An 18,867-nucleotide genomic window follows, 5' to 3' on the forward strand; every position below is an offset into this window, starting at 1 on the left:
AGATGCTCCGCCTTATCGGTTCTCACTACCATTTCCGCCGGGCTGTGCCCGTTGCCGTTCAGGCCAGACTGGGCCGAACCGAAATTTCTCTCTCCTTGCAAACTCAGAGTAAGCTGGTGGCCCGCGAACGGGCAGCAGCCCTTTACGCCCGAACCGGCGCACTTTTTGAGAAGGCAAAGACGATGGAGACTGACCTGTCACGCGAGGAACTGATTGCTCTCCTGACCGAACAGGGCAAAATCATCGCGGAACAGGAAGAACTCCTCACCCTTGCCGATGATGCCTTCCGGGCTGAAAAACGCGCCCTGCAAGCCGATCACGCCATGACCCTGATGGATCAGGTGCAGAAGGAAGGCGCTTTCATCTCTTTCGCCACAGACTCTCTCAAGGCACTGGAAGCCCGGCTTCAAAGCATGATGCAGAAAGTCTTTACAGACAGCGCCGTGAGCAAAAAAGAAAAGGACATGCTACGCGAGCAGATCAAAAGCCTTTCCACCCTGATTGTCGATCTGGGCAAACATCGCCCCGCTGCCCCGGTAGATGCTCCAGCCGGAAGCCCGGTTGAAGACGCGCAGCCCAAAGCCCGCAAGCCGACCTCTCCGCCTCTTTCCGTAATGGCAGAAAAATTTGTCTTTGCTGACAAAGACAAGAGCGAGGACACCAAGAAAGCCACACGCAAAACCGTGGACCTCTTTATTGAAGCCTTTGGCGACATGCCGGTGAAGCAGATCACGGGCACGGTTGCTGGGGAATTTTTCGACCTGCTCTCTGACCTTCCTGCCACTCATGGCAAAGGAAGAACCGGCCTTCCCATCCGTGAAGCCGTTGCTCAGGCCCGCGAGCGAGGGCAGGAAACCGTCAGCGGGAAGACGGTGAAAAACCATTTCTCCCGTCTGTCCGCTCTATGGATGCATCTTGTGCAACGAGAAATGGCAGACCGGAATCCGTGGGCTGGTTGGGACTTCAACATCACAAAAAAGATCGTACGGCGAGGCTGGACAGATGATGAACTGACACTGCTTGCCCATACCCCATGGAATGGCACATCGGTTTCCCGCACCACATGGGCCGGTATCATCAGCGTTGGCATGTTCACGGGGATGCGTCTGGGCGAAATCTGTAATCTGAGAAAACAGGACATAGAAATTATTGAAGGGGTTCCGTGCTTTCATGTCCGCCCGCACCCCGAGGACAACTGGTCTCCCAAAACATCAGCAGGCACACGGATCATTCCCATTCACTCGCACCTGCTCACCATGGAAGGGCTCAGCCTGCTCAGGGATACCGGGGAGCACTACCTGTTTCCTGACCTCACGGTTTCATCGACGGGCGAACGCGGAGACAATTTTGCCCGGGCTTTCTCAAAGCATAAAAAGCGCATTGGCATCCCGGAAGATGTGACGTTTCATTCCTTCCGCCATACCGTCAGCACGAAACTTAGAAACCAAGAAGCGCACATTCGGGAACTCTGGATCGACACTGTTCTGGGACATGAGGCCTCCCATAAATCACAGGGCACGATGAACTACACAAGCGGGATTGAAGTCGCCAATTTGAAACAGGTCATTGAAGCCCTGAGCTATCCGCCCGAGTGCATCATGCCATTCTGAAAGCCTTATGGTGACAGTCTCGTTTGCATAAAAAGAAAGTTCGGAAATCAGGCATCTGAATAGGTTACCCTTACAGGGAGCCAGCAGTGCCAGACGGCTACCCAAAGGGTAGCGTCTGACAGCTGGCAAGGGGGAATACTTCCCCCGTTGACCCCCTTTAAGGAGAACCTTGTTATGCCGATTGCCCGAACTTCTCGTCTCTCTGTGAGAGCCAGCCCAGCTGAATTGGACCGCTGGAATAGCGTTACCCGCCACCTTGGCCATTCCACTACCGCCCATTGGATCAGAGCACTTCTGGCCACTTCTGAACTTACTGGTGACGATAGTCAAAAGGTCAGCTCAGAACTTTACAGTCTGCGTCATGCCCTCTCACGCATTGGCAACAATCTGAATCAGTTGGCTCGTTCCGCCCATTGTGGTGACACCGTTTACTGCGAAACGATGTTGAGCGAACTGGAAAACAGACTACACCAGATTGACCAGCTTCTGACCCGCTCAGGGCAACCGTCAACCGGGCGCAGGTGCGTCCGGTCTGCCCAAACACTTCATTGAAAGCTGTCCGGGTCATGAACCATGATTATTCAGGAAAGCCGAATTAAAACCAGAAGCGGTGCAAAGGCAATTGCCAGGCATGTTCTCCGTGGCCCCAAGAACGAGGCAATCAGGATCATGGCTGGGTCAGACTGGTTGCTTTACGATGCCATGCGGGAAGCCAGACGCGAAAACCTGACCTATGGTCTGCGTCACATCGCGTTCAATCCCAATGAACCCATGACAGACGCCCAACTGGCAGAATTTGCCGGAAGAATCTGTCACGAGTTCCATGCAGACCCTGAGCATATGACGCTGGTCATCCATCAAAAGGATGGCAGTACCCACGGACATCTGCTTCTACCCGAGTGGCAAGAGGATCATATTTTAGACAGTCGCTTTAGCTGGATACGATTAGAAAAACTTGCACGGCTGGAAGAAATCAGATTGGGTCATGCCCTTGTCGCGGGACGCCATGACCGCTCGATTGCTAAAGCTTTACGTCAGGACGGCAAAGTCCATGAAGCAGAATTGATCGCGGCCCTTGCACCAGCACAACCAGCAGACAAGCCACGTGCTGCCTATACCTCGCAAGCCCACCGCACAGCGGAAAGACAGGGACTTGACCTACCAAAACTCAAACAGCTTGTTGCCTCTCTCTGGACCCAGTCTGACGGATTAAAGTCTTTCCGTACGGCACTGACAGAACATGGCTTGACCATGCGCGAAGGGGACCGGACTGACAAACGGCCAGGAGCGCACATCATTGAAGATCAGGACGGAAAACTGATCGGCAGCTTTACCCGTCTCACAAAAGTCAAAATGACGGAATTCAGAAAGCTTCTTGCAGAAGAACAGCACCGCACTGTCAGCAAGTCAGAAACAGATATCAAAAGCAGCCGTTTACCCATCCGCCGGACAACCCCTGATTTTTATGAGGAATACCCTATCCCCAAAGGCCCAGACACTCAGACCGCCCTCAGACAAAGACCTGTTATAAAACGACCCAAAATACACCAATGGCAAAGAGAACTCTGGCTCCAACGTATGGCTGATGTTGATATACCGACGTCTCAGCCCCTTCTTTACACATCCTCTATCCGCATCACCAGTGCAGAGGAGGCCCGTTTTCGGAAAGAGATCAAGAAAGCTATTGCACAACAACAGGCTATTCTCGACCAGAAAGCCCCGGAAGCAAGCTGGAAACCCCTGGACAGAAACAGAACCATAACGACATGGCGCAGACAGCTTATCCCCTATCAGAAGCAGCTCCGAAAAAGCTATGACCGTTACGCCACGGCAAAACGAGCATGGCAGGAGGCCGAGAAAAGCCGCTGGCAACGCATGACCAGACGAACCGGGAAAATGCAAAAAGTCTGCCAACAACTTCTGCTCGAGTTCCTCGAAATCCTGCGGTTTGTTGTACAGGCGTTGCTGCATATTGTCGGCTTGCGCTCAACACCGCCAGAACCTGTCCGGTCTATCCTGACAGAACAGGATAGACCTGTCCTTGAAGAATTCAGGAAACAATATGATGCCGAATTTTCCGCCATGGCTGATTCGGAAAAACTTGAATCTTGGCTCCAGCATCGTTTTGACAGGCTGGTGCAGGCGAGAACAGAACATGTCAGGAGATGGGATAAAAACCACCAACCTGAAAAAGAACATGCGAAGCAGAAGATAGCTCATCTCAAATCAAAACTTGCTAGCCCAACAGTCATTTCCGAACCACAAAAACCAAACTCACCCCAGTCAAGACAGGCATTGCCAAAAAAATGTCTATTCCTAAATAATATTCGCAATTACGAAGGCATAACAAAACAATAAACCTCTTTTATTGCATTTTTTCTATCTCAATTTATCCTCATTGAAGTGCTAGATTTATGGCCTCTTCCACCAGCTTTGGCGTCGCCTGGAACCATTCCACTGCCCTGAAGGATCTTCCATCCGGTCCTGTCACTTTAAGAGTTGTGTGGTAGGAACTTAGTACGCGATGAATCCGCCGCTCGGCCTCCTTCGCTGAATGCCCTCTTAATTCGTAAGTCTCTAAAATTTCCACAGGCGCAAACAAGAACGTCGATTGGGTCTCAGCACCCGCGACGCGGTCCTCGACTGTGCCCGCTGTAGTACCGACCTTAAGTAAACCTTGGACTTCAGGTCTGTCCGATCGAGAACGCAGGACGTATACGAAACCTGTTCGAGCCCCCTCGAATAAAGGACCAATGTCTGTTGCACCAATCCTTCGGGCGTCTTTATCCTCGTAGAGCCTCCGCACCAGTGATGACATCAACAGATTCGATTCCGTCCCATTATCGAAAATGACGCGCAAACGGGCATCGGGCTTACCGTTGCGACGATGTTCATCGCGAATATCCGCAACATGCACGAGCTGACCCTTCAAAACAAAAAACTCACCCAATTCAACACGCTCCTGCCGAAAGGGCTGGGGGGCTCGTACCCCTTCCTCAACAGCTTTCCGAACAGACGCCATTAGCGGTTCGAAGCGGTCGAAGTCGGCGCATGGGCGTCGGTCAGCGATGAAATCTGGCCGCGCCATTGGCTTCAATTCATCCCGGACCTCGAAGATATCGATATTACCGGAAAGCAGGGGATCATCGAGAGGGTCGACGACACTCGTTCCACCGAACACAAGGTTGTGCGGATCGTAGGGTGCGAGCCCGTCAAGTTCTATCTTCGATGCTCGCAGTCCAGCTAACTCATTTGCAAGCATGCGCTCTCGAACACCACGCCCTGGCTCAGAGACCGGCTCAGCACCAGTCTTGTCAACGAAAGCATTAATACGCTCAAGCACCTCAATCGCACGATCAAGAAGAGGCGTTCGCGCGACTTTCGGTTTCTCATCAGGTGTGAGTAGAAGCTCATCGTTGAAGTAGTCGATTATTTCAGACATCAACTTCTCCTACATCTGCGCCAGCCATGGCAGCGCGTTTCTCTCGCGAAAGTTTACGCAGGAAGGCTAGGGCTTCTGCGAGCCTTACCTCGCGGCCGTTAGGGGAGTTGAGATTGGGCTCCCGACATTCACGCTTGATAAACTCTTTAATGCGCGAATAAAGCTTTTCGGCTTCTTCTCGCGTCATGCTTACTTTAAGCGCACGGACCTCACCATGGAGCCGCGCCAATAGCTCTTCGGAAAGTTCTTTCGATAATAGTTCGTAAGCGTCATCAAAATCGCGACGGCCGCCTAAAAGATCAACCTGTAACTCTTGGACATTGATAAACCTTCTAGCCTGCTTCACGAAACGATCACCTGCGTTCAGGCCATTCGCCACATCGCCCTCCGGCGGCTCCGCAAAGAGAGTCTGGTCTTCATCGGATAGGCTTGGTGTCTGAATAATGCTCGGATCTTTGGCAACTTCACGACCTAGACCAGCACGCACCCCAAAGAGCCCAACCGTATCTTGAATCTGCTCCTCAGAAAATCCGGGGTAACGTCGTTTAACGACGTCCGTAACCACGAGATCGTACATTACATCTGTGTGGTGATCATCCGGATTTATCATGACCGTCAGCGTACGTGGGTCATTCTGCACGTCAGCAAACAAATCATTAAAATCAGTTTCTATGGCACTGATAGCCTTTTCGTCGATCTTCGGCATACCAACAATTTCGATCTCGCCCGCATTGGTTACCGGTTCAGGTTTGAGCTTTTCTCCTGTCGAGCCATCAAACTCATCCGCCCCTTTATGAGTACGGAATTTGAAGACGGGCGCCATCACTTGTTCCATAAGCAACGAGACAGAAATGGCTTTGAGCATGTCGTTCACAGCACGACTCACCGCCTCATCTTTAGCGAAGGGAGCCGAAACAAGATTAGTGAACTGTGCTTCCGTCTTCCCTGGTGCATCCCGGGTCGCGCGGCCGATGATCTGCACTACTTCAGTCAACGAGCCTCGGTATCCTACCGTAAGAACGTGCTCGCACCATATCCAGTCGAAGCCTTCCTTTGCCATACCGAGTGCGATGATGATGTCGACGTCGTCACGCCCCTTTACCGTTCTTAGGCTTGCGAGCACCTTCTCCCGATCAGCGCTGTCGTCTACAAGGTTTGCGATCTTAATTAAGCGCCCCTCTGCCGTTAGGTGTACAAAGCCAGTTGCTCTGTCGATACTGGTCGAAAAGTTCTTCCCCAAGCGATCACCAATCGCATCTACAATCGCGTCGACCGCAAACATTTTATTGATCCCACTTCCTTCGGCCGAACCAACATGAGGAATGTGGACAATCGTCTTCAGGTTAGGATCCAGAGCATCGCCAATCGCATCCAGGTACTTACCCTGATAAAAGCGGAAATTAATACGTAACGTTTTTAGATACTCGTAGCCGTTAAGCTGTTCATAATAAGTATAGATCACCCGCTCGAAACGAGCCTCATCCTCAGGATGTAGCACCGCAGTTCCATCACCACGAAAGTAGGAACCCGTCATAGCCAAAATATGCGCCGCATCGCGCCCGATCTCACCTGCTCGATCGATCAATCCACGTAGTAGGTTGCCTAACCTGCTATTCTCATCTGAAGAAGCATGATGCAATTCATCCACACAGATGAGCGCACGATCAAACAAAGTTATATCGTCTGTCTTGGCGTAGACGGCACGCAAAGTGGAATGGGTGCAGAGTGCTATTCGACCACCCCCCTCTCCGTGCAGGAACGCGATTAACTCATCTACCTTACGCCCGGTCTCTGAGCCTACTGTACAAAGGTCCAGATCAAGCTGCCAGTCTGAGTAGAAACCGCCGGCAGTGAGGTCCGTGTTTCGAAACGAAGCACCGATGGAACGCTCTGGAACCGCGATGATCACGCGGTCAACAGCGTTCGTGCGTAGCTTCTCCAATCCCACAAACATGGCTGCACGAGACTTACCCGACGCTGGAGGCGACTTCACCAGTAGATGCTGCGCATCCCTCTTATCCCAAACACGCGCCTGCATTGCGCGCATACCGAGAGCGTCGGTTGCCTTAGACGCGCCTGTCCCGTCGTAATTAAGTGTGATTGAGCCGAGCCCGTTCTCGCCTGCATTGTTTTTCGTCTCAATCATGCATTTACCGTTTCATTATTTTTGGCCATATCTGTGTTTCCCGCTACCATACGCGAATAGAGTTGCAACATGTGCTCTATCCGGTCTGCGTCTGAGCGGTAGCGGCGTGAGCCGAAGATGGTCTCCATCGTCTCGTCTAGTTCGTCATGTACGCGACGCAGAACATCAGGCATGGCGGCAGGTGCGTAGAGCTCACCGAGCGAACATCCGAAGCCCGCTTCCTTACGCGCTTCATCGATTGCCCACCAGTGCTCTTCCAGTTCAGCCTTACGGCGCTCCGAAAGGTGTGGAAGCGGGAACGTGTTCCAGACAAGAGTGTTGGAGTAACGCACCCGGGTTTCGAGCTTTCCACCGACCAACTCAAGCCATAGGCGATGAAGTCGTGAAGATAGAACCGCAGCTTGCCAAATCGTCCCATCGAATATGCCAAAAGCAAGATTAGACACAATATTATTTTCGTCCATTACGTCTACTGGCAGCCAGTAGCGGTCCTCACTCGTTGCCCCTGGGATCATGATCGTGTGCGAGATAGCCGCGCCTGGCCGTTGCAGAAAGCGATGGGGCCGATCTGCAAAGTCTTTTGAGATATCGGAAGCCTTATCCTTGGAGCGATCCCGTGCTACAGCTTCAAACCGTCGCGCCAGTTCAGGAATCGCCTTGGCCTCCTCGACTTCGTCATCGCCCACCCAAAGGCAATACCGCTCGATCCCTTTCATCAACTCTTGGCTACCGTAAAGTCGCCGTATGAAACGAGCTGCCTCTGGATGCTCTTCCAGAAGCGCGTCACGCTCGCTGCGATCTAGAATCAGATTGCCGCCGTCGGTCGGTTGGTTACCTCGTATCATTGGTTCCAAGTCAGGCGCGATTGGCTTGCTTGCTTTCGCCACGATCGCCTTAGTACCTGGTGCCAGATAGGGTCCAATCACCTCCACATCACGTACTGTCTCACCATCGAACAGACGCTTGGGCGCATCATTTGGTAGTCCCATACCAATAATCACACAGGTCACACCGGGATTATTTACGGCGAGATTGGACCACTTGAAAGAGCGATGCGCAAAGCGGATCTCCATTCCATCGAGCAGATGCGGCCACAATTCAGGCACCTGTACGCCCTGAACAATGGAGTTGGTGGATACAAAAGCGAAAGGCGCACCGGTCTCCAAGGCGTAATCACGTGCTTTAGCGAACCAGAGAGATACATAGTCAAGATTGCCGAAGTTCTTAACGCGCCCCTTGAATACACGCGCCATATCCGCCTTCTGCTGGGGTGACCAGTAAGACGAGCCGCGAAACTGCGGATTGCCTACTACGATCGTTTCCACGGCTGTGTCTGGGGGGCATGCCTCTAACCAGTCGACTTCGGCCGCGTTGCCTTTCATGATCACGCCAGCCTTCTGGAGCGGCAGGAAGTCAGTCCGCTGACCGAGATCCAGTTCCAGTTGTAGATCACATTGATACTTTGCAATCCATAGCCCAAGCCGAGCCGCTTGGCAGGCGAAATCGTCAATCTCAATTCCAAAAAACTGCCCCAGTGCAATACCCGATAGACGTGGTGCAGCGAGGCGGCGCATTGCCTCAACTTCCAGATCGCGCATTTTCTTGTAAGCAAGGATCAGGAAGTTACCTGAACCACACGCTGGATCGAACACACGAATGCGACCAAGCCGATTAAGAAATGTACCTAGCCGCGCCTTGTTCAATCCAGCCCGTTCTAACTCTGCGTGGAGCGAATCAAGCAGGATGGGTTCCAACACCTTCATGATGTTAGCTGGAGAAGTGTAATGCATACCCAAGTCGCCGCGCTTCTCTACGTCGACGACGGCTTGAAGCATAGAGCCAAAGATGTCCGGGTTGATAAGCTTCCAGTTTAAGCCCGCACAATCGAGAAGGAGCTTGCGACAACGCCCATCCAGCTCCGGCATGGGCACGTCTTCCTCAAATAAGGAGCCGTTGACATAGGGTAACTTGGACCAACCCCTTGTTTCTGGAGGGCGCTTGTCAGGCTTAGTGTCCATGTGCCTGAACGCACCTTCAAGGAATTCGGCAAGACCAGCACCGTCAATACTGGTTGACTGGCGCACGGCAATCTCGAACGCGTCTTTCCCAAAAATCCCGACATCATCAGAAAACAGACAGAACAACATACGGGCCATGAAAATATTGAGCGCGTGCCGATCAGCCTCTGTTGTCCAGTTCGGGTTAGCATCGCGCACCGCATCATGGAACCGCGAGATGAAACGTGTTGCTCTTACGTCGGCCAAACGCTCCTTTTGAGGGACATAGCGCTCGTGTCCGCCCAGCGGGAAAAATAAATCTCCCTCCAGTGAAAGCATGTCGAGGCCAACGCGCAGCGGCTCCTCATCGAATTTCGGGCTTGTATCATAAGCGGCGATCCGTTCGCCGTCATATGCAAGCAATACACGCGGACGCCGCCCCTTAGACGAAGCCTCCACTTCTACTCGCATTCGGTCCAGAGCCGCATCCGCTCCGCCCGGCTCTGTTGCTTCGAACCGCAACATCCGCGTCCAAGTGAACGCGCCTCCTTTCGCTGTATCGCGAAGCTTCGTGATCGTAGAACGCGGAGCTCCCACCGCTTCCATCAACGCCAAGCCAAACTCAGCACCGGTTGGAGGATTAGCCACAAGATCATCTAAGTTGGAGTAGATTTCTCCTGGCGTCAGCATGACGTGCGATCTTCCTTCAACAGGAACCCTTTCTTAAGCTATTTATCCTTCTCTCCATCGATCGCACCAGGATGCTGAAGCAGTCAAGTGTGACATATCAACCTCCACCAACAATGCGCCCTTGATGGTGAAAAAAATATAATAATTACTGATTTTGCAAAATAATATTCAGTAAACGAATATGAATCTTGCGGAAAAAACCTACAATTACTTGAATTTCTAAGACATTAATATAAAAATTCATTCCCTCAAATGTATCAGCATATTCCTTCCCAGAATGCTTAACCAATGCTATAAGTAAAAACTAAACTAGAAGACGGCACGTTGTATTCTTTCTGCTGTTTCAAGAGGTTAGAAAAGTGTCACTGCGGGTTGATGCAGGTTCGAGTCCCGCAGTTCGCACCACAGACACCTGAAATAGCACGATTTTTCGGCTGAATGAGGGGCAAAGGCTGTCTTTGCTCCATCGTCCTTCCCCACTAAGGGAAGATTTTATGCTCCGTGTCCGAGGCACCACCTATCACTTTCGCCGGATCGTTCCCCCTGCCCTGCGAGCAGCCTTAAACCGGCGGGAAATCTGGGTTTCCCTGAAAACTGGCTATCAAAATGAAGCCCGCAAACGGGCATCACTTCTCCATGCCAGAACCACTGAACTGTTCATGCAAGCCCATTCTGTGCTGGGTGAACCAGACGCTTTAAGCAGGCTTGAGGGACTGCGGGTTGCACTGCGGGATTTGCAGAGTGTGAACCTAACTTCATCTGCTCAGGAAACGGGGTCCTTGCCAGTTTCAGCACCGATGCCAAAACCCCGGACAGTCAAAAAAAACGGCCAAAGCACCCAAAGCCCAACCTTTAATGCTCTCCGGTGCCCTGAAACGCTTTGTCCTGGACAGTCCTCATGCCAGCGCCGACACCAAGAAAGCCACGCAACGGGCGGTAGAGCTATTCCTGCAAGCTTTCGGAGATGCGCCTGTGTCCATTATTGGTAGTGAGAAGGCTGGAGCGTTCCGAGACCTGCTGTTTTCCCTTCCTGCCTCACTGGGCAAACGTAAAAGCAGCCTTACCCTTGAGGAAGAGGCTCAGAGGACCAGAGAGGAAAGTTTACCCACCCTGAGCGGTAAGAGCGTTAAAAATCACATGATGAGGCTGTCAGCCCTGTGGAACCAGTTACACCAGCGCGAACTGGTCACACGCAATCCGTGGACGGGTTGGAATTTCGAGAGCGGACAGAAGACCGTCAGAAGAAGCTGGACGACAAAGGAACTGGCTTTGCTGGTCTCTGCCTCATGGCATAGCACGTCAGTGCCAGAGCAGACCTTCCGACTGGTCACATTAATTGCTGCTTATAGCGGAATGCGATTGGGAGAAATCTGCACTCTGAGAAAAGAAGACCTCCAGACCGTAGACGGTATCCCTTGCTTCCTCATTCAGCCACACGCCGAAACCGGCTGGTCACCGAAGACAGAAGCAGGCACCCGTATTGTGCCCATACACTCGAAACTGATTGAGGCCGGTATCCCGACCCTTAAGGATACCACTGACGGCCCTTATCTCATTCCGGGTCTGGAAACCTCGAAAAAAGGTGTGAGGGGCGCAACATTGGGACGGGCTTTCTCATTGCTCAAGACCCGCATTGGTCTGCCCGCTGAAATCACGTTTCATTCCTTCCGGCACACCGTATCGACCCAACTCAGAAACGCAGATGCCAACATCCGGGAGGTATGGATTGACCGCCTGCTGGGTCATGAAGCCACCCACAAAAGTCAGGGCACCACAACCTATCTGACCGGCATTTCAACAGCCAATCTGCAACAAACCATAGAGGCGATAAGCTACCCCGAAACAGCCTTTGAAAACATGATAATTTAAAAGGGAGCCAGCAGTGGCGAGTGGCTACCCATTCGACATCTGGCAAGGGGGAATACTTCCCCCGTTGACCCCCAAGCTCGACCAATTCATTTTCAATGAAATCGCTATGATTTATTAAGTTCCAATGCTACTCCTTGCGATATTTCTTGGAAATACGCTTCTCTATTCTTTACCACAAATGAAATTAAGTCAGTTCTCGTTCTACCTTCATCCAGCCCGATGGCAGACGCTAGATCTCTAAATTCACCATGCTTTTCTGCCGCAGCTGCTTCTTCCAAAGAAGCCATAAGCTCTAAACGGCTCGATAGCCCCCACATATTCACTAATTCATCTACCTTTGTGTCACCTTCCTCAGCTACAATAGATTGCGCGGTTTCAATAATCCATTTTTCAGGCCAATCGCTACCAGGAAGATAGAATATACGCTTCGAAACCCAAGTGCTAACTTCTTCCTTTTCTAACTGAGTGCTACATTCACAAGATGAACAAAATGTCTTAATAGAATCATTAGCATATTTTCTTTGATCTCCGTCTAATATACAAATGCAATTATCAATTTTTTCTAGTTTTCGAGAAGCCATCTGACGCATAACAGCAGAATGAGATCCGATAGACTTTATTTGAACTCGTTTTCTTAATGTAGCTGGCAACGCTGCTTTTAGAATATCAACAGCTACGCTGTCTTCAACAAAGACATCAATTTCATGCGCGTCAGGACGACCCATTTTTCCGCATGCAAACTCTGGAGAAGCACCTGAAGTTATAAATGTATTACCACCGATGCTTTCAATATGAAACCGCGCTTCGGGGGGGAGGCTCCTCAGAACCCCATGAGAATGAGTTGAGCATATGATTTGACACTTTAGCTCTTTGCAGAGTTTTTTTAATTCTTGAATTAAGCGAACTTGCGCTTGTTCGTGCAGTCCAAGCTCAATTTCGTCAATAACCAATAGAGTTCCTGGACCAGAAACAAAAAGTTCAGATAAAATTTCAAAAACTGACCCTTCCCCCGCGCCCATGTTAAATCCAGAATATGAAATTCCGTTACAAGAGGCTACTGGAAGGGTATATTTAGTGTGCACGTACGAATTAAAATCTGTGTACGCTTTCCCGATAATTTTTCCCGCTATTTCCGCTATTCTCAACCTATCTTCGGAATTCATATTCCCAGGCTTGAATTTACTTCTATATGATTTGTGAGTATTCCTTTCGTAATGAGGAACGACTCTTTGTATACCAAAATAAATTACGTTCCTATTTACGCGAGACGCATAGTCGTTCCATTTTCCTCCTTGACTTTTTTTCCTAACCTGCTGGCCCACCCCAGGATCCCGACCTTTCCATTTATTATGATTAATAAAATAATTTATTTGCACACCACCCAAAGAATTTTCTTCTTTGGATTGCACAAAAAAATCATTAAAAGTGTAATAGCTTTTATTACGAAGTGGCGGAATAAACCCCGCTCTGTTATTATGAAAGCCGCAAGCAATTAAAGCCAGCATTGTTGATTTTCCAGAACCATTACCCCCAGAAAAAGCGGTTATTGGATATTTAAAGGAAACATCAAATTGAGTTAAGCCACGAATACCCCCTTTTACAAGAGATATGCCTGTTAAAGATGCTCTACTAGAATCGTTTTGGAACCAAGAAAAATTATTTTTATCTAAAGCCGAGGTTTTGTAAGCCATGAAATCACCCAAACTAAATTTTACATTGTGTCCATAACATTCTTATAAATCATAACAAACCACAATCCTATAAATATGCTTGTTTTTTTATTCCAATAATTAAAAATACTTACTCTACTTTATTATTTATAATTCGCATAAATTTAAATATTAGTGGTTAATATTACTTATTTTTTAATTTCCTCCGTAGCTTTTAAGAATAGAAGCTTTTCAACATCTTGACTGCCCCACGGGTTTGCTCCCACAGTGAACCCGCAGTCACCATGTGAAGGATGATTTCTCCTGAAATTATCGTTCTATTTCAATGGGTTGTCTGATTGATTGCGCCCAAAGCGAGCGGGCTCGAGTCCCGCAGTTCGTACCACTAACCACTTGAAATATAACAGTAAAATGAGAATTTGACGGGTCTGCGGGATTTTCCCGTTTGTCTTCCCAGACTGGGAACTCGTCATGCTCCGCCTCATAGGGTCACACTACCACTTCCGTCGCGCGGTTCCTCAGGCCGTGCAAGCCTGCCTCGGCAGAACCGAAATCTCCCTTTCCTTACAGACTCAGAGTAAGCTCATTGCCCGAGAACGGGCGGCTGCCCTCTATGCAGCCACGGGCACACTGTTTGAAAGGGCAAGGATGATGGACGAGAAGCCTGACACCGATCTGATGAAAGACCTGCTGGCCGTTCAGGCCCAGATGATCCGGGATCAGGAAGAGACGCTCGCCCTAGCCGAAGAGTGCCATGCCCTTGACCGCAAAATTCGCGACGCCACCCATAACATGGCCCTGCTCGAAAGAATTCAGAGCGAAAACGCCTTCCTCGATGAAAGCTCAAGAAAGATACGCGAGATCGGTCAGCGCTTTGACAGTCTACGTCAGCAGCTCACCACCGGCGTTGCCCTGAGCAAACAGGAAAAGAAAATGCTCAAGGCGGAAGCCGACCGCCTGTCCGGCATGATCGTTGACATCCAGAGCCGTCAGCCTGCCCATATTGTCCAGCCGGTGCCACAGACAATGGCCTCACCTGCACCGGAAGAGCGCAAACCCGCCCCGAAAATTTCATCGCCTCTTCTTTCAACCATGGCTGAACGCTTCATCTATTCCGACAAAACAAAGAGTGCCGACACCATAAAAGCCACCCAGAAGACTATCGGTCTGTTTATTGAAGCTTTTGGCGACATGCCCGTAAGACAGATTACTGGCAACGTGGCGGGAGAGTTCTTTGACCTGCTCTCTTCCCTGCCCGCAACACATGGTAAGGGCAAGACTGTTCTCCCGTTACGTGTTGTCATTGCACAGGCTCAGGAACGAGGTCTGGAAACGGTTGGCGGGAAAACGGTTAAAAATCATTTTTCCCGACTATCCGCATTATGGGGACATCTGGTCAAACGCGACTTTGCTGACAAGAACCCATGGGCCGGTTGGGATTTCAATGTCACCAGGAAGATTGTCCGCCGGGGATGGACTGACGGCGAACTGGCTTTGCTCGCCCGCACTCAGTGGTCAGGAACGGCTGTCTCTCACCGAACCTGGGTTGGCATTATCAGCATCGGCATGTTCACAGGTATGCGGTTAGGCGAAATCTGCAATTTACGCAGACAGGATATTGAGGTGATCGACGGAGTACCCTGCTTCCATGTCCGCCCTCACCCCGAAGATGGCTGGTCACCCAAAACGTCAGCGGGCACCCGTATCATTCCCATTCATTCCAGTCTGCTCAGAATGGAGGGGCTGAATCTAGTTGAGGACAATGGTGCAAAATATCTGTTCCCGGACCTGACCGTTTCTACTTCTGGTGAACGGGGCGATAACTTTGCCCGATCCTTCTCAAAGCACAAAAAGCGGCTCGGTCTGCCAGAAGCAGTGACGTTTCACTCCTTCCGGCACACCGTCTCGACAAAGCTTCGAAACCAAGAAGCGCACATTCGGGAACTATGGATTGATACTGTTCTGGGACATGAAGCCTCCCATAAATCACAGGGAACAATGAACTACACCAGTGGTATTGAGGTCGCTAATTTGCAACAGGTCATTGAAGCCCTCTCCTATTCGCCCGAATGCATCATGCCCTTCTGAAAGCCTTATGGTGGCAGTCTCGTTTGCATAAAAAGAAAGTTCGGAAATCAGGCATCTCGATAAGTTATCTTTAAGAGGAGCCAGCAGTGCTAAATGGCTACCCATTCAGCATCTGGCAAGGGGGAATACTTCCCCCGTTGACCCCCTTTAAGGAGACCCTTGTTATGCCGATTGCCCGAACTTCCCGCCTCTCTGTCAGAGCCAGCCCTGCTGAACTGGATTGCTGGAACCATATCGCCAGCGCTCATGGCCATGCCACAACCGCCCACTGGATACGCTCCCTCCTGACCAATGCGGAACTGGCCGGGCATGATGGGCCACGCGTCCCCGATGAACTGCGCGGGATACGTCATCAGCTTTCCCGTGTTGGAAACAACCTCAACCAGCTTGCCCATTCTGCCAACTGTAGCGATGCCGTGCATTGCGGGGCGGTGCTGGACGAGGTTGAAAGGCTGATCCAGAATCTTGACGGCCTTCTCCCCCGCTCACAGAGCAACCGTCCTGACAGGTCTGCCCGTCGCAGGTGCGAAAGGTCAGCACTGACCCTGCATTGACTGTTTGTGGTCATGCCCCATGATCGTCAAGGAAAGCAGAATTAACCGTTGCAAAATGGCGGGAAAGTCTCACACCCTATCAGAAACAACTTCACAGCAGCTTTACACGTTACAATCATGCCAAAAAGGAATGGAAACAGACCACAGAAAGCCAATGGCAGCGGATGACCGGACGGGCAGGAAAACTGGAAAAAATCTGCCAGCGGCTTTTACTCGCATTTCTGGAAGTCCTGCGCTTTGTCGTACAGGCATTGCTGCATATTGTCGGACTGCGCTCCACACCGCCAAAACCCGTCCGGCCTGTTCTGACGGAGAACGACAGACCAGCCCTTGAAGATTTCCACAAACGGCATGATGCCGAATTTACCGCCATGGCTGATCAGGAAAAACTTGAGGTCTGGCTCTCATACCGCTTTGACAGGCTTGTGCAGGCCAGACAGGAGCGCATCCAGCAATGGGACAAGGCCCACCGACCTGAAAAAGAACAGGCAAGGCAGGAAATCTCCCGCCTTCGTTCAAAACTTGTCATTCTAAAAGGAGTGACGAGAAATATGCCTGCTCCTTCGCCCCAACCGGTTATCGAACATTAACGCACAGCCAGTTTTTCACAGCCTCACGTGCGAACAAGCCTGTCTCAGCACATGATCAGAGAGGTCAGTCTTTCCCTGATGAAAAGATCAACCATCATCCGCAGATGGCGCAGGTCACCCCGAAAGTGCTCCTGCAACAAGACTTCCTCGACACCATCAAAAGTGATCCACCTGCGATCCAGCCCCATCTCTGTCAGAATTGCTTCCGCCATCTGACGAGACAATCCAATAGCATGTTTTCTGTCTGGCGACGGCACATGCACAATCTGACACCTGGAGCGAAGAGGAAGCGGTACCCTCTCCAGCACATTGGCAGTCATGACCCAACGCACACGGGACAGATCGACCTCGGCATTCAGACAGATATCACGAAAAGTTCTGGATTCACCGGGCTCAAGAAACTGGAGCATTACATTCTTGATGCTACCATTTCGTCCCCCTTCTGGTGATTTGTCGATCTCATCGAGAATGATGCAGGGATTGGCAATCTCATGTCTGGCCATATAATCCACAATGACCGAGGGCTTCGGGTTCGAATAGGTCGGATGCGTACCCGTGAACGCCATTACATCGGACAGAGCCGCGACATTCATGGTCATGCAGGGATAACCCAGCATTTTATGCCAGACACGCGCTAGCGTTGATTTGCCACATCCCGGAGGCCCGACCAGCAGTATGGGACGGAACACGCCAGAGCCCCCCAGCGTCATGCGCGTCAAATCAGCCATTGCCAAAGCATGGACTGCCGCCAACGCGTGGGGAAAACGCGCTTGAAGAGCTGCCAAATCAGACTGCACTGTTGCTGGCTGGTGTATCCTGACCGGAAAAGCCAGCTTACGGGCCTGTTCATAGGGATCGGCTCCCCCATGACGATCCGCACTGACCGCAGGAAAGCTATATCCCTTCTCCAGCAGACGAACATACCCGCCATCCGGGACACCTTCGGCTGGCCGCAGGCTTTCGTTTTCGTAGCGTTTTTCCCTCGCTGCCCGCATAAGAGCCGTGCGACGACGAAGAACTTCGGTCAGTGTGGAGTTAAGTTTATCCCTTGTTGAGTGGTTATCAGACATACTGGCACCTTTCAGATAAATTGCCCAAACGTTCCCGCAGGAGCGTCTTATCCGAAGGCTTGCGTGATCTTGTTCACGCGGACTGAGATAATAACGGCATCAAAAAAAACAAAAATGAACTCTCAATATCCCCTTTATATGACATATCTTTTGAGAAAAATCAATTCTAGAATCGTTTTACAATCGCCTCCTTAAAAAAATTTTTAATGAATAATCATCTTACGACAGTTATCAGAAAGCCACTTTTGAGGAGGATGCCCCACCTGCCTGTTTTACAATCATAGAGCAGACAGGCAGCCAGAGGGGGGGAGCCGACGGTTATTTTCAAGCAATGAGAATGCAAATGCGGCCACTCCACAATGTGGACGTTTGCAACATCTACACCTTTATATTCGGCAAGCAAAAAGCAATCACCGCTCGACGACAAAACATCCGTTGATGCAACCAGTTGAAAACTATGTTCATATTAATGAAGCATTTCTGGAAAGCATCTGTATTCTACATTAATTTCCCGTTCTCTTCCATCGAAGTCAACATAATCTACAGAAAGTTTACATTTTTTTCCGATACTCTTGCTCAGCTTGCTATCCTCGGCCAAACTGCCGGGGTTAGGCATTGGAGGGATTCTATATGACTGAACAATACTTTTGAAGCGCATCGTTGCTCCGGGAGCAATCACCACATTCGAGAAATCCGTTTCCAAATTACTTGTAGTCGTTATATATGACCACTTGTACGTTACATTGGCCTCAACAGGCGATGCCGACCGGTTTCCAGAATTTACAATAACATATTCAATATAATGTCCATCCGAGTAAAGAGGATAGATGCTTAAATTGGCTCTTAGATTAAAATAATTCTTATACACTGGTATAAGGAGCCCTATTATAGCAATAGTTGTTGATATTGTCCCAAATATTGTCAATCCGGAGGCAAAATATGAAACCCGCCCCAGGAACTTTCCTTGATATGATCGACACGTCGGACAAATACGGGCTGAACTTTCTATCAGGCTTGCGCAATATCTACATGCTACCAAATCCGAAGCAGAACGATCCGCTGTATTTGTAATGATTGTGGGTTGCATGTCCTCCGCTTGAGGACTCTCCATGTTGCCCATAGATATTTGCGCTCCAAATTG

The 18,867-nt window shown here is 50.4% G+C and carries 11 protein-coding genes and 1 pseudogene; 7 read left to right on the forward strand and 5 right to left on the reverse strand.

The features are described 5' to 3' along the window. Positions 1-2: 2 nt before the first annotated feature. From ACSYTG_RS11755 to ACSYTG_RS11765, 3 genes are all read left to right on the forward strand, one after another. Positions 3-1,610 carry a DUF6538 domain-containing protein gene (locus ACSYTG_RS11755; protein ID WP_489783142.1) on the forward strand — a complete coding sequence of 536 codons (1,608 nt, stop codon included), beginning with the start codon at positions 3-5 and terminating at the stop codon, positions 1,608-1,610. 174 nt (positions 1,611-1,784) lie between these two features. After that, on the forward strand, positions 1,785-2,162 hold the full coding sequence (mobC, locus tag ACSYTG_RS11760) for a plasmid mobilization relaxosome protein MobC (protein WP_489783141.1): 378 nt from the start codon (positions 1,785-1,787) through the stop codon (positions 2,160-2,162). Positions 2,163-2,183: 21 nt separating this feature from the next. After that, positions 2,184-3,968 carry a hypothetical protein gene (locus ACSYTG_RS11765; RefSeq protein WP_489783140.1) on the forward strand — a complete coding sequence of 595 codons (1,785 nt, stop codon included), beginning with the start codon at positions 2,184-2,186 and terminating at the stop codon, positions 3,966-3,968. Between the two features lie 37 nt (positions 3,969-4,005). On the opposite strand, the gene ACSYTG_RS11770 is transcribed toward ACSYTG_RS11765, so the two are convergent. From ACSYTG_RS11770 to ACSYTG_RS11780, 3 genes are read right to left on the reverse strand one after another with little or no spacing between them, the layout of a single operon-like run. Next, positions 4,006-5,052 (reverse strand): GIY-YIG nuclease family protein, encoded by a 1,047-nt coding sequence (locus ACSYTG_RS11770; protein ID WP_489783139.1) that lies wholly within the window; start codon positions 5,050-5,052, stop codon positions 4,006-4,008. Beyond that, complete coding sequence (locus ACSYTG_RS11775) at positions 5,045-7,198, reverse strand: DEAD/DEAH box helicase (protein WP_489783138.1); 2,154 nt, start codon at positions 7,196-7,198, stop codon at positions 5,045-5,047. Before ACSYTG_RS11775 ends, ACSYTG_RS11770 begins: the two co-directional genes overlap by 8 nt. Beyond that, positions 7,195-9,885 (reverse strand): DNA methyltransferase, encoded by a 2,691-nt coding sequence (locus ACSYTG_RS11780; RefSeq protein WP_489783137.1) that lies wholly within the window; start codon positions 9,883-9,885, stop codon positions 7,195-7,197. Before ACSYTG_RS11780 ends, ACSYTG_RS11775 begins: the two co-directional genes overlap by 4 nt. Before the next feature lie 494 nt (positions 9,886-10,379). Here ACSYTG_RS11780 and ACSYTG_RS11785 point away from each other — a divergent pair. Next, positions 10,380-11,754: pseudogene (locus ACSYTG_RS11785) on the forward strand (DUF6538 domain-containing protein). 104 nt (positions 11,755-11,858) lie between these two features. Here ACSYTG_RS11785 and ACSYTG_RS11790 read toward each other — a convergent pair. After that, positions 11,859-13,445, reverse strand: a complete 1,587-nt coding sequence (locus tag ACSYTG_RS11790) for an ATP-dependent nuclease (RefSeq protein ID WP_489783136.1) — start codon at positions 13,443-13,445, stop codon at positions 11,859-11,861. A gap of 450 nt (positions 13,446-13,895) precedes the next feature. Here ACSYTG_RS11790 and ACSYTG_RS11795 point away from each other — a divergent pair, with 450 nt between their 5' ends. The 3 genes from ACSYTG_RS11795 to ACSYTG_RS11805 all read left to right on the forward strand — a co-directional run bounded on the left by ACSYTG_RS11795 (position 13,896) and on the right by ACSYTG_RS11805 (position 16,656). Continuing rightward, the gene (locus ACSYTG_RS11795) at positions 13,896-15,512 is read left to right on the forward strand and encodes a DUF6538 domain-containing protein (RefSeq protein WP_489783135.1); all 1,617 of its coding nucleotides are present in this window, start codon (positions 13,896-13,898) and stop codon (positions 15,510-15,512) included. A gap of 164 nt (positions 15,513-15,676) precedes the next feature. Next, positions 15,677-16,066, forward strand: a complete 390-nt coding sequence (locus ACSYTG_RS11800) for a MobC family plasmid mobilization relaxosome protein (RefSeq protein WP_489783134.1) — start codon at positions 15,677-15,679, stop codon at positions 16,064-16,066. A gap of 164 nt (positions 16,067-16,230) precedes the next feature. Next, the gene (locus ACSYTG_RS11805) at positions 16,231-16,656 is read left to right on the forward strand and encodes a hypothetical protein (protein WP_489783133.1); all 426 of its coding nucleotides are present in this window, start codon (positions 16,231-16,233) and stop codon (positions 16,654-16,656) included. 44 nt (positions 16,657-16,700) lie between these two features. On the opposite strand, the gene ACSYTG_RS11810 is transcribed toward ACSYTG_RS11805, so the two are convergent. Further along, entirely contained in the window at positions 16,701-17,726 is a 1,026-nt protein-coding gene (locus ACSYTG_RS11810; RefSeq protein WP_489783132.1) for an AAA family ATPase, read from the reverse strand. Between the last annotated feature and the right edge of the window lie 1,141 nt (positions 17,727-18,867).

The organism is Acetobacter sp. ESL1128, assembly GCF_058505085.1.

What these genes read in the sequence shown, in the direction of transcription:
- ACSYTG_RS11800 (WP_489783134.1), top strand. Translation starts at nt 15,677, where the DNA reads ATGCCGATTGCCCGAACTTCCCGCCTCTCTGTCAGAGCCAGCCCTGCT.
- ACSYTG_RS11755 (WP_489783142.1), top strand. Translation starts at nt 3, where the DNA reads ATGCTCCGCCTTATCGGTTCTCACTACCATTTCCGCCGGGCTGTGCCC.
- ACSYTG_RS11775 (WP_489783138.1), bottom strand. Translation starts at nt 7,198, where the DNA reads ATGATTGAGACGAAAAACAATGCAGGCGAGAACGGGCTCGGCTCAATC.
- ACSYTG_RS11795 (WP_489783135.1), top strand. Translation starts at nt 13,896, where the DNA reads ATGCTCCGCCTCATAGGGTCACACTACCACTTCCGTCGCGCGGTTCCT.
- ACSYTG_RS11765 (WP_489783140.1), top strand. Translation starts at nt 2,184, where the DNA reads ATGATTATTCAGGAAAGCCGAATTAAAACCAGAAGCGGTGCAAAGGCA.
- ACSYTG_RS11770 (WP_489783139.1), bottom strand. Translation starts at nt 5,052, where the DNA reads ATGTCTGAAATAATCGACTACTTCAACGATGAGCTTCTACTCACACCT.
- mobC (WP_489783141.1), top strand. Translation starts at nt 1,785, where the DNA reads ATGCCGATTGCCCGAACTTCTCGTCTCTCTGTGAGAGCCAGCCCAGCT.
- ACSYTG_RS11780 (WP_489783137.1), bottom strand. Translation starts at nt 9,885, where the DNA reads ATGCTGACGCCAGGAGAAATCTACTCCAACTTAGATGATCTTGTGGCT.
- ACSYTG_RS11790 (WP_489783136.1), bottom strand. Translation starts at nt 13,445, where the DNA reads ATGGCTTACAAAACCTCGGCTTTAGATAAAAATAATTTTTCTTGGTTC.
- ACSYTG_RS11810 (WP_489783132.1), bottom strand. Translation starts at nt 17,726, where the DNA reads ATGTCTGATAACCACTCAACAAGGGATAAACTTAACTCCACACTGACC.
- ACSYTG_RS11805 (WP_489783133.1), top strand. Translation starts at nt 16,231, where the DNA reads ATGACCGGACGGGCAGGAAAACTGGAAAAAATCTGCCAGCGGCTTTTA.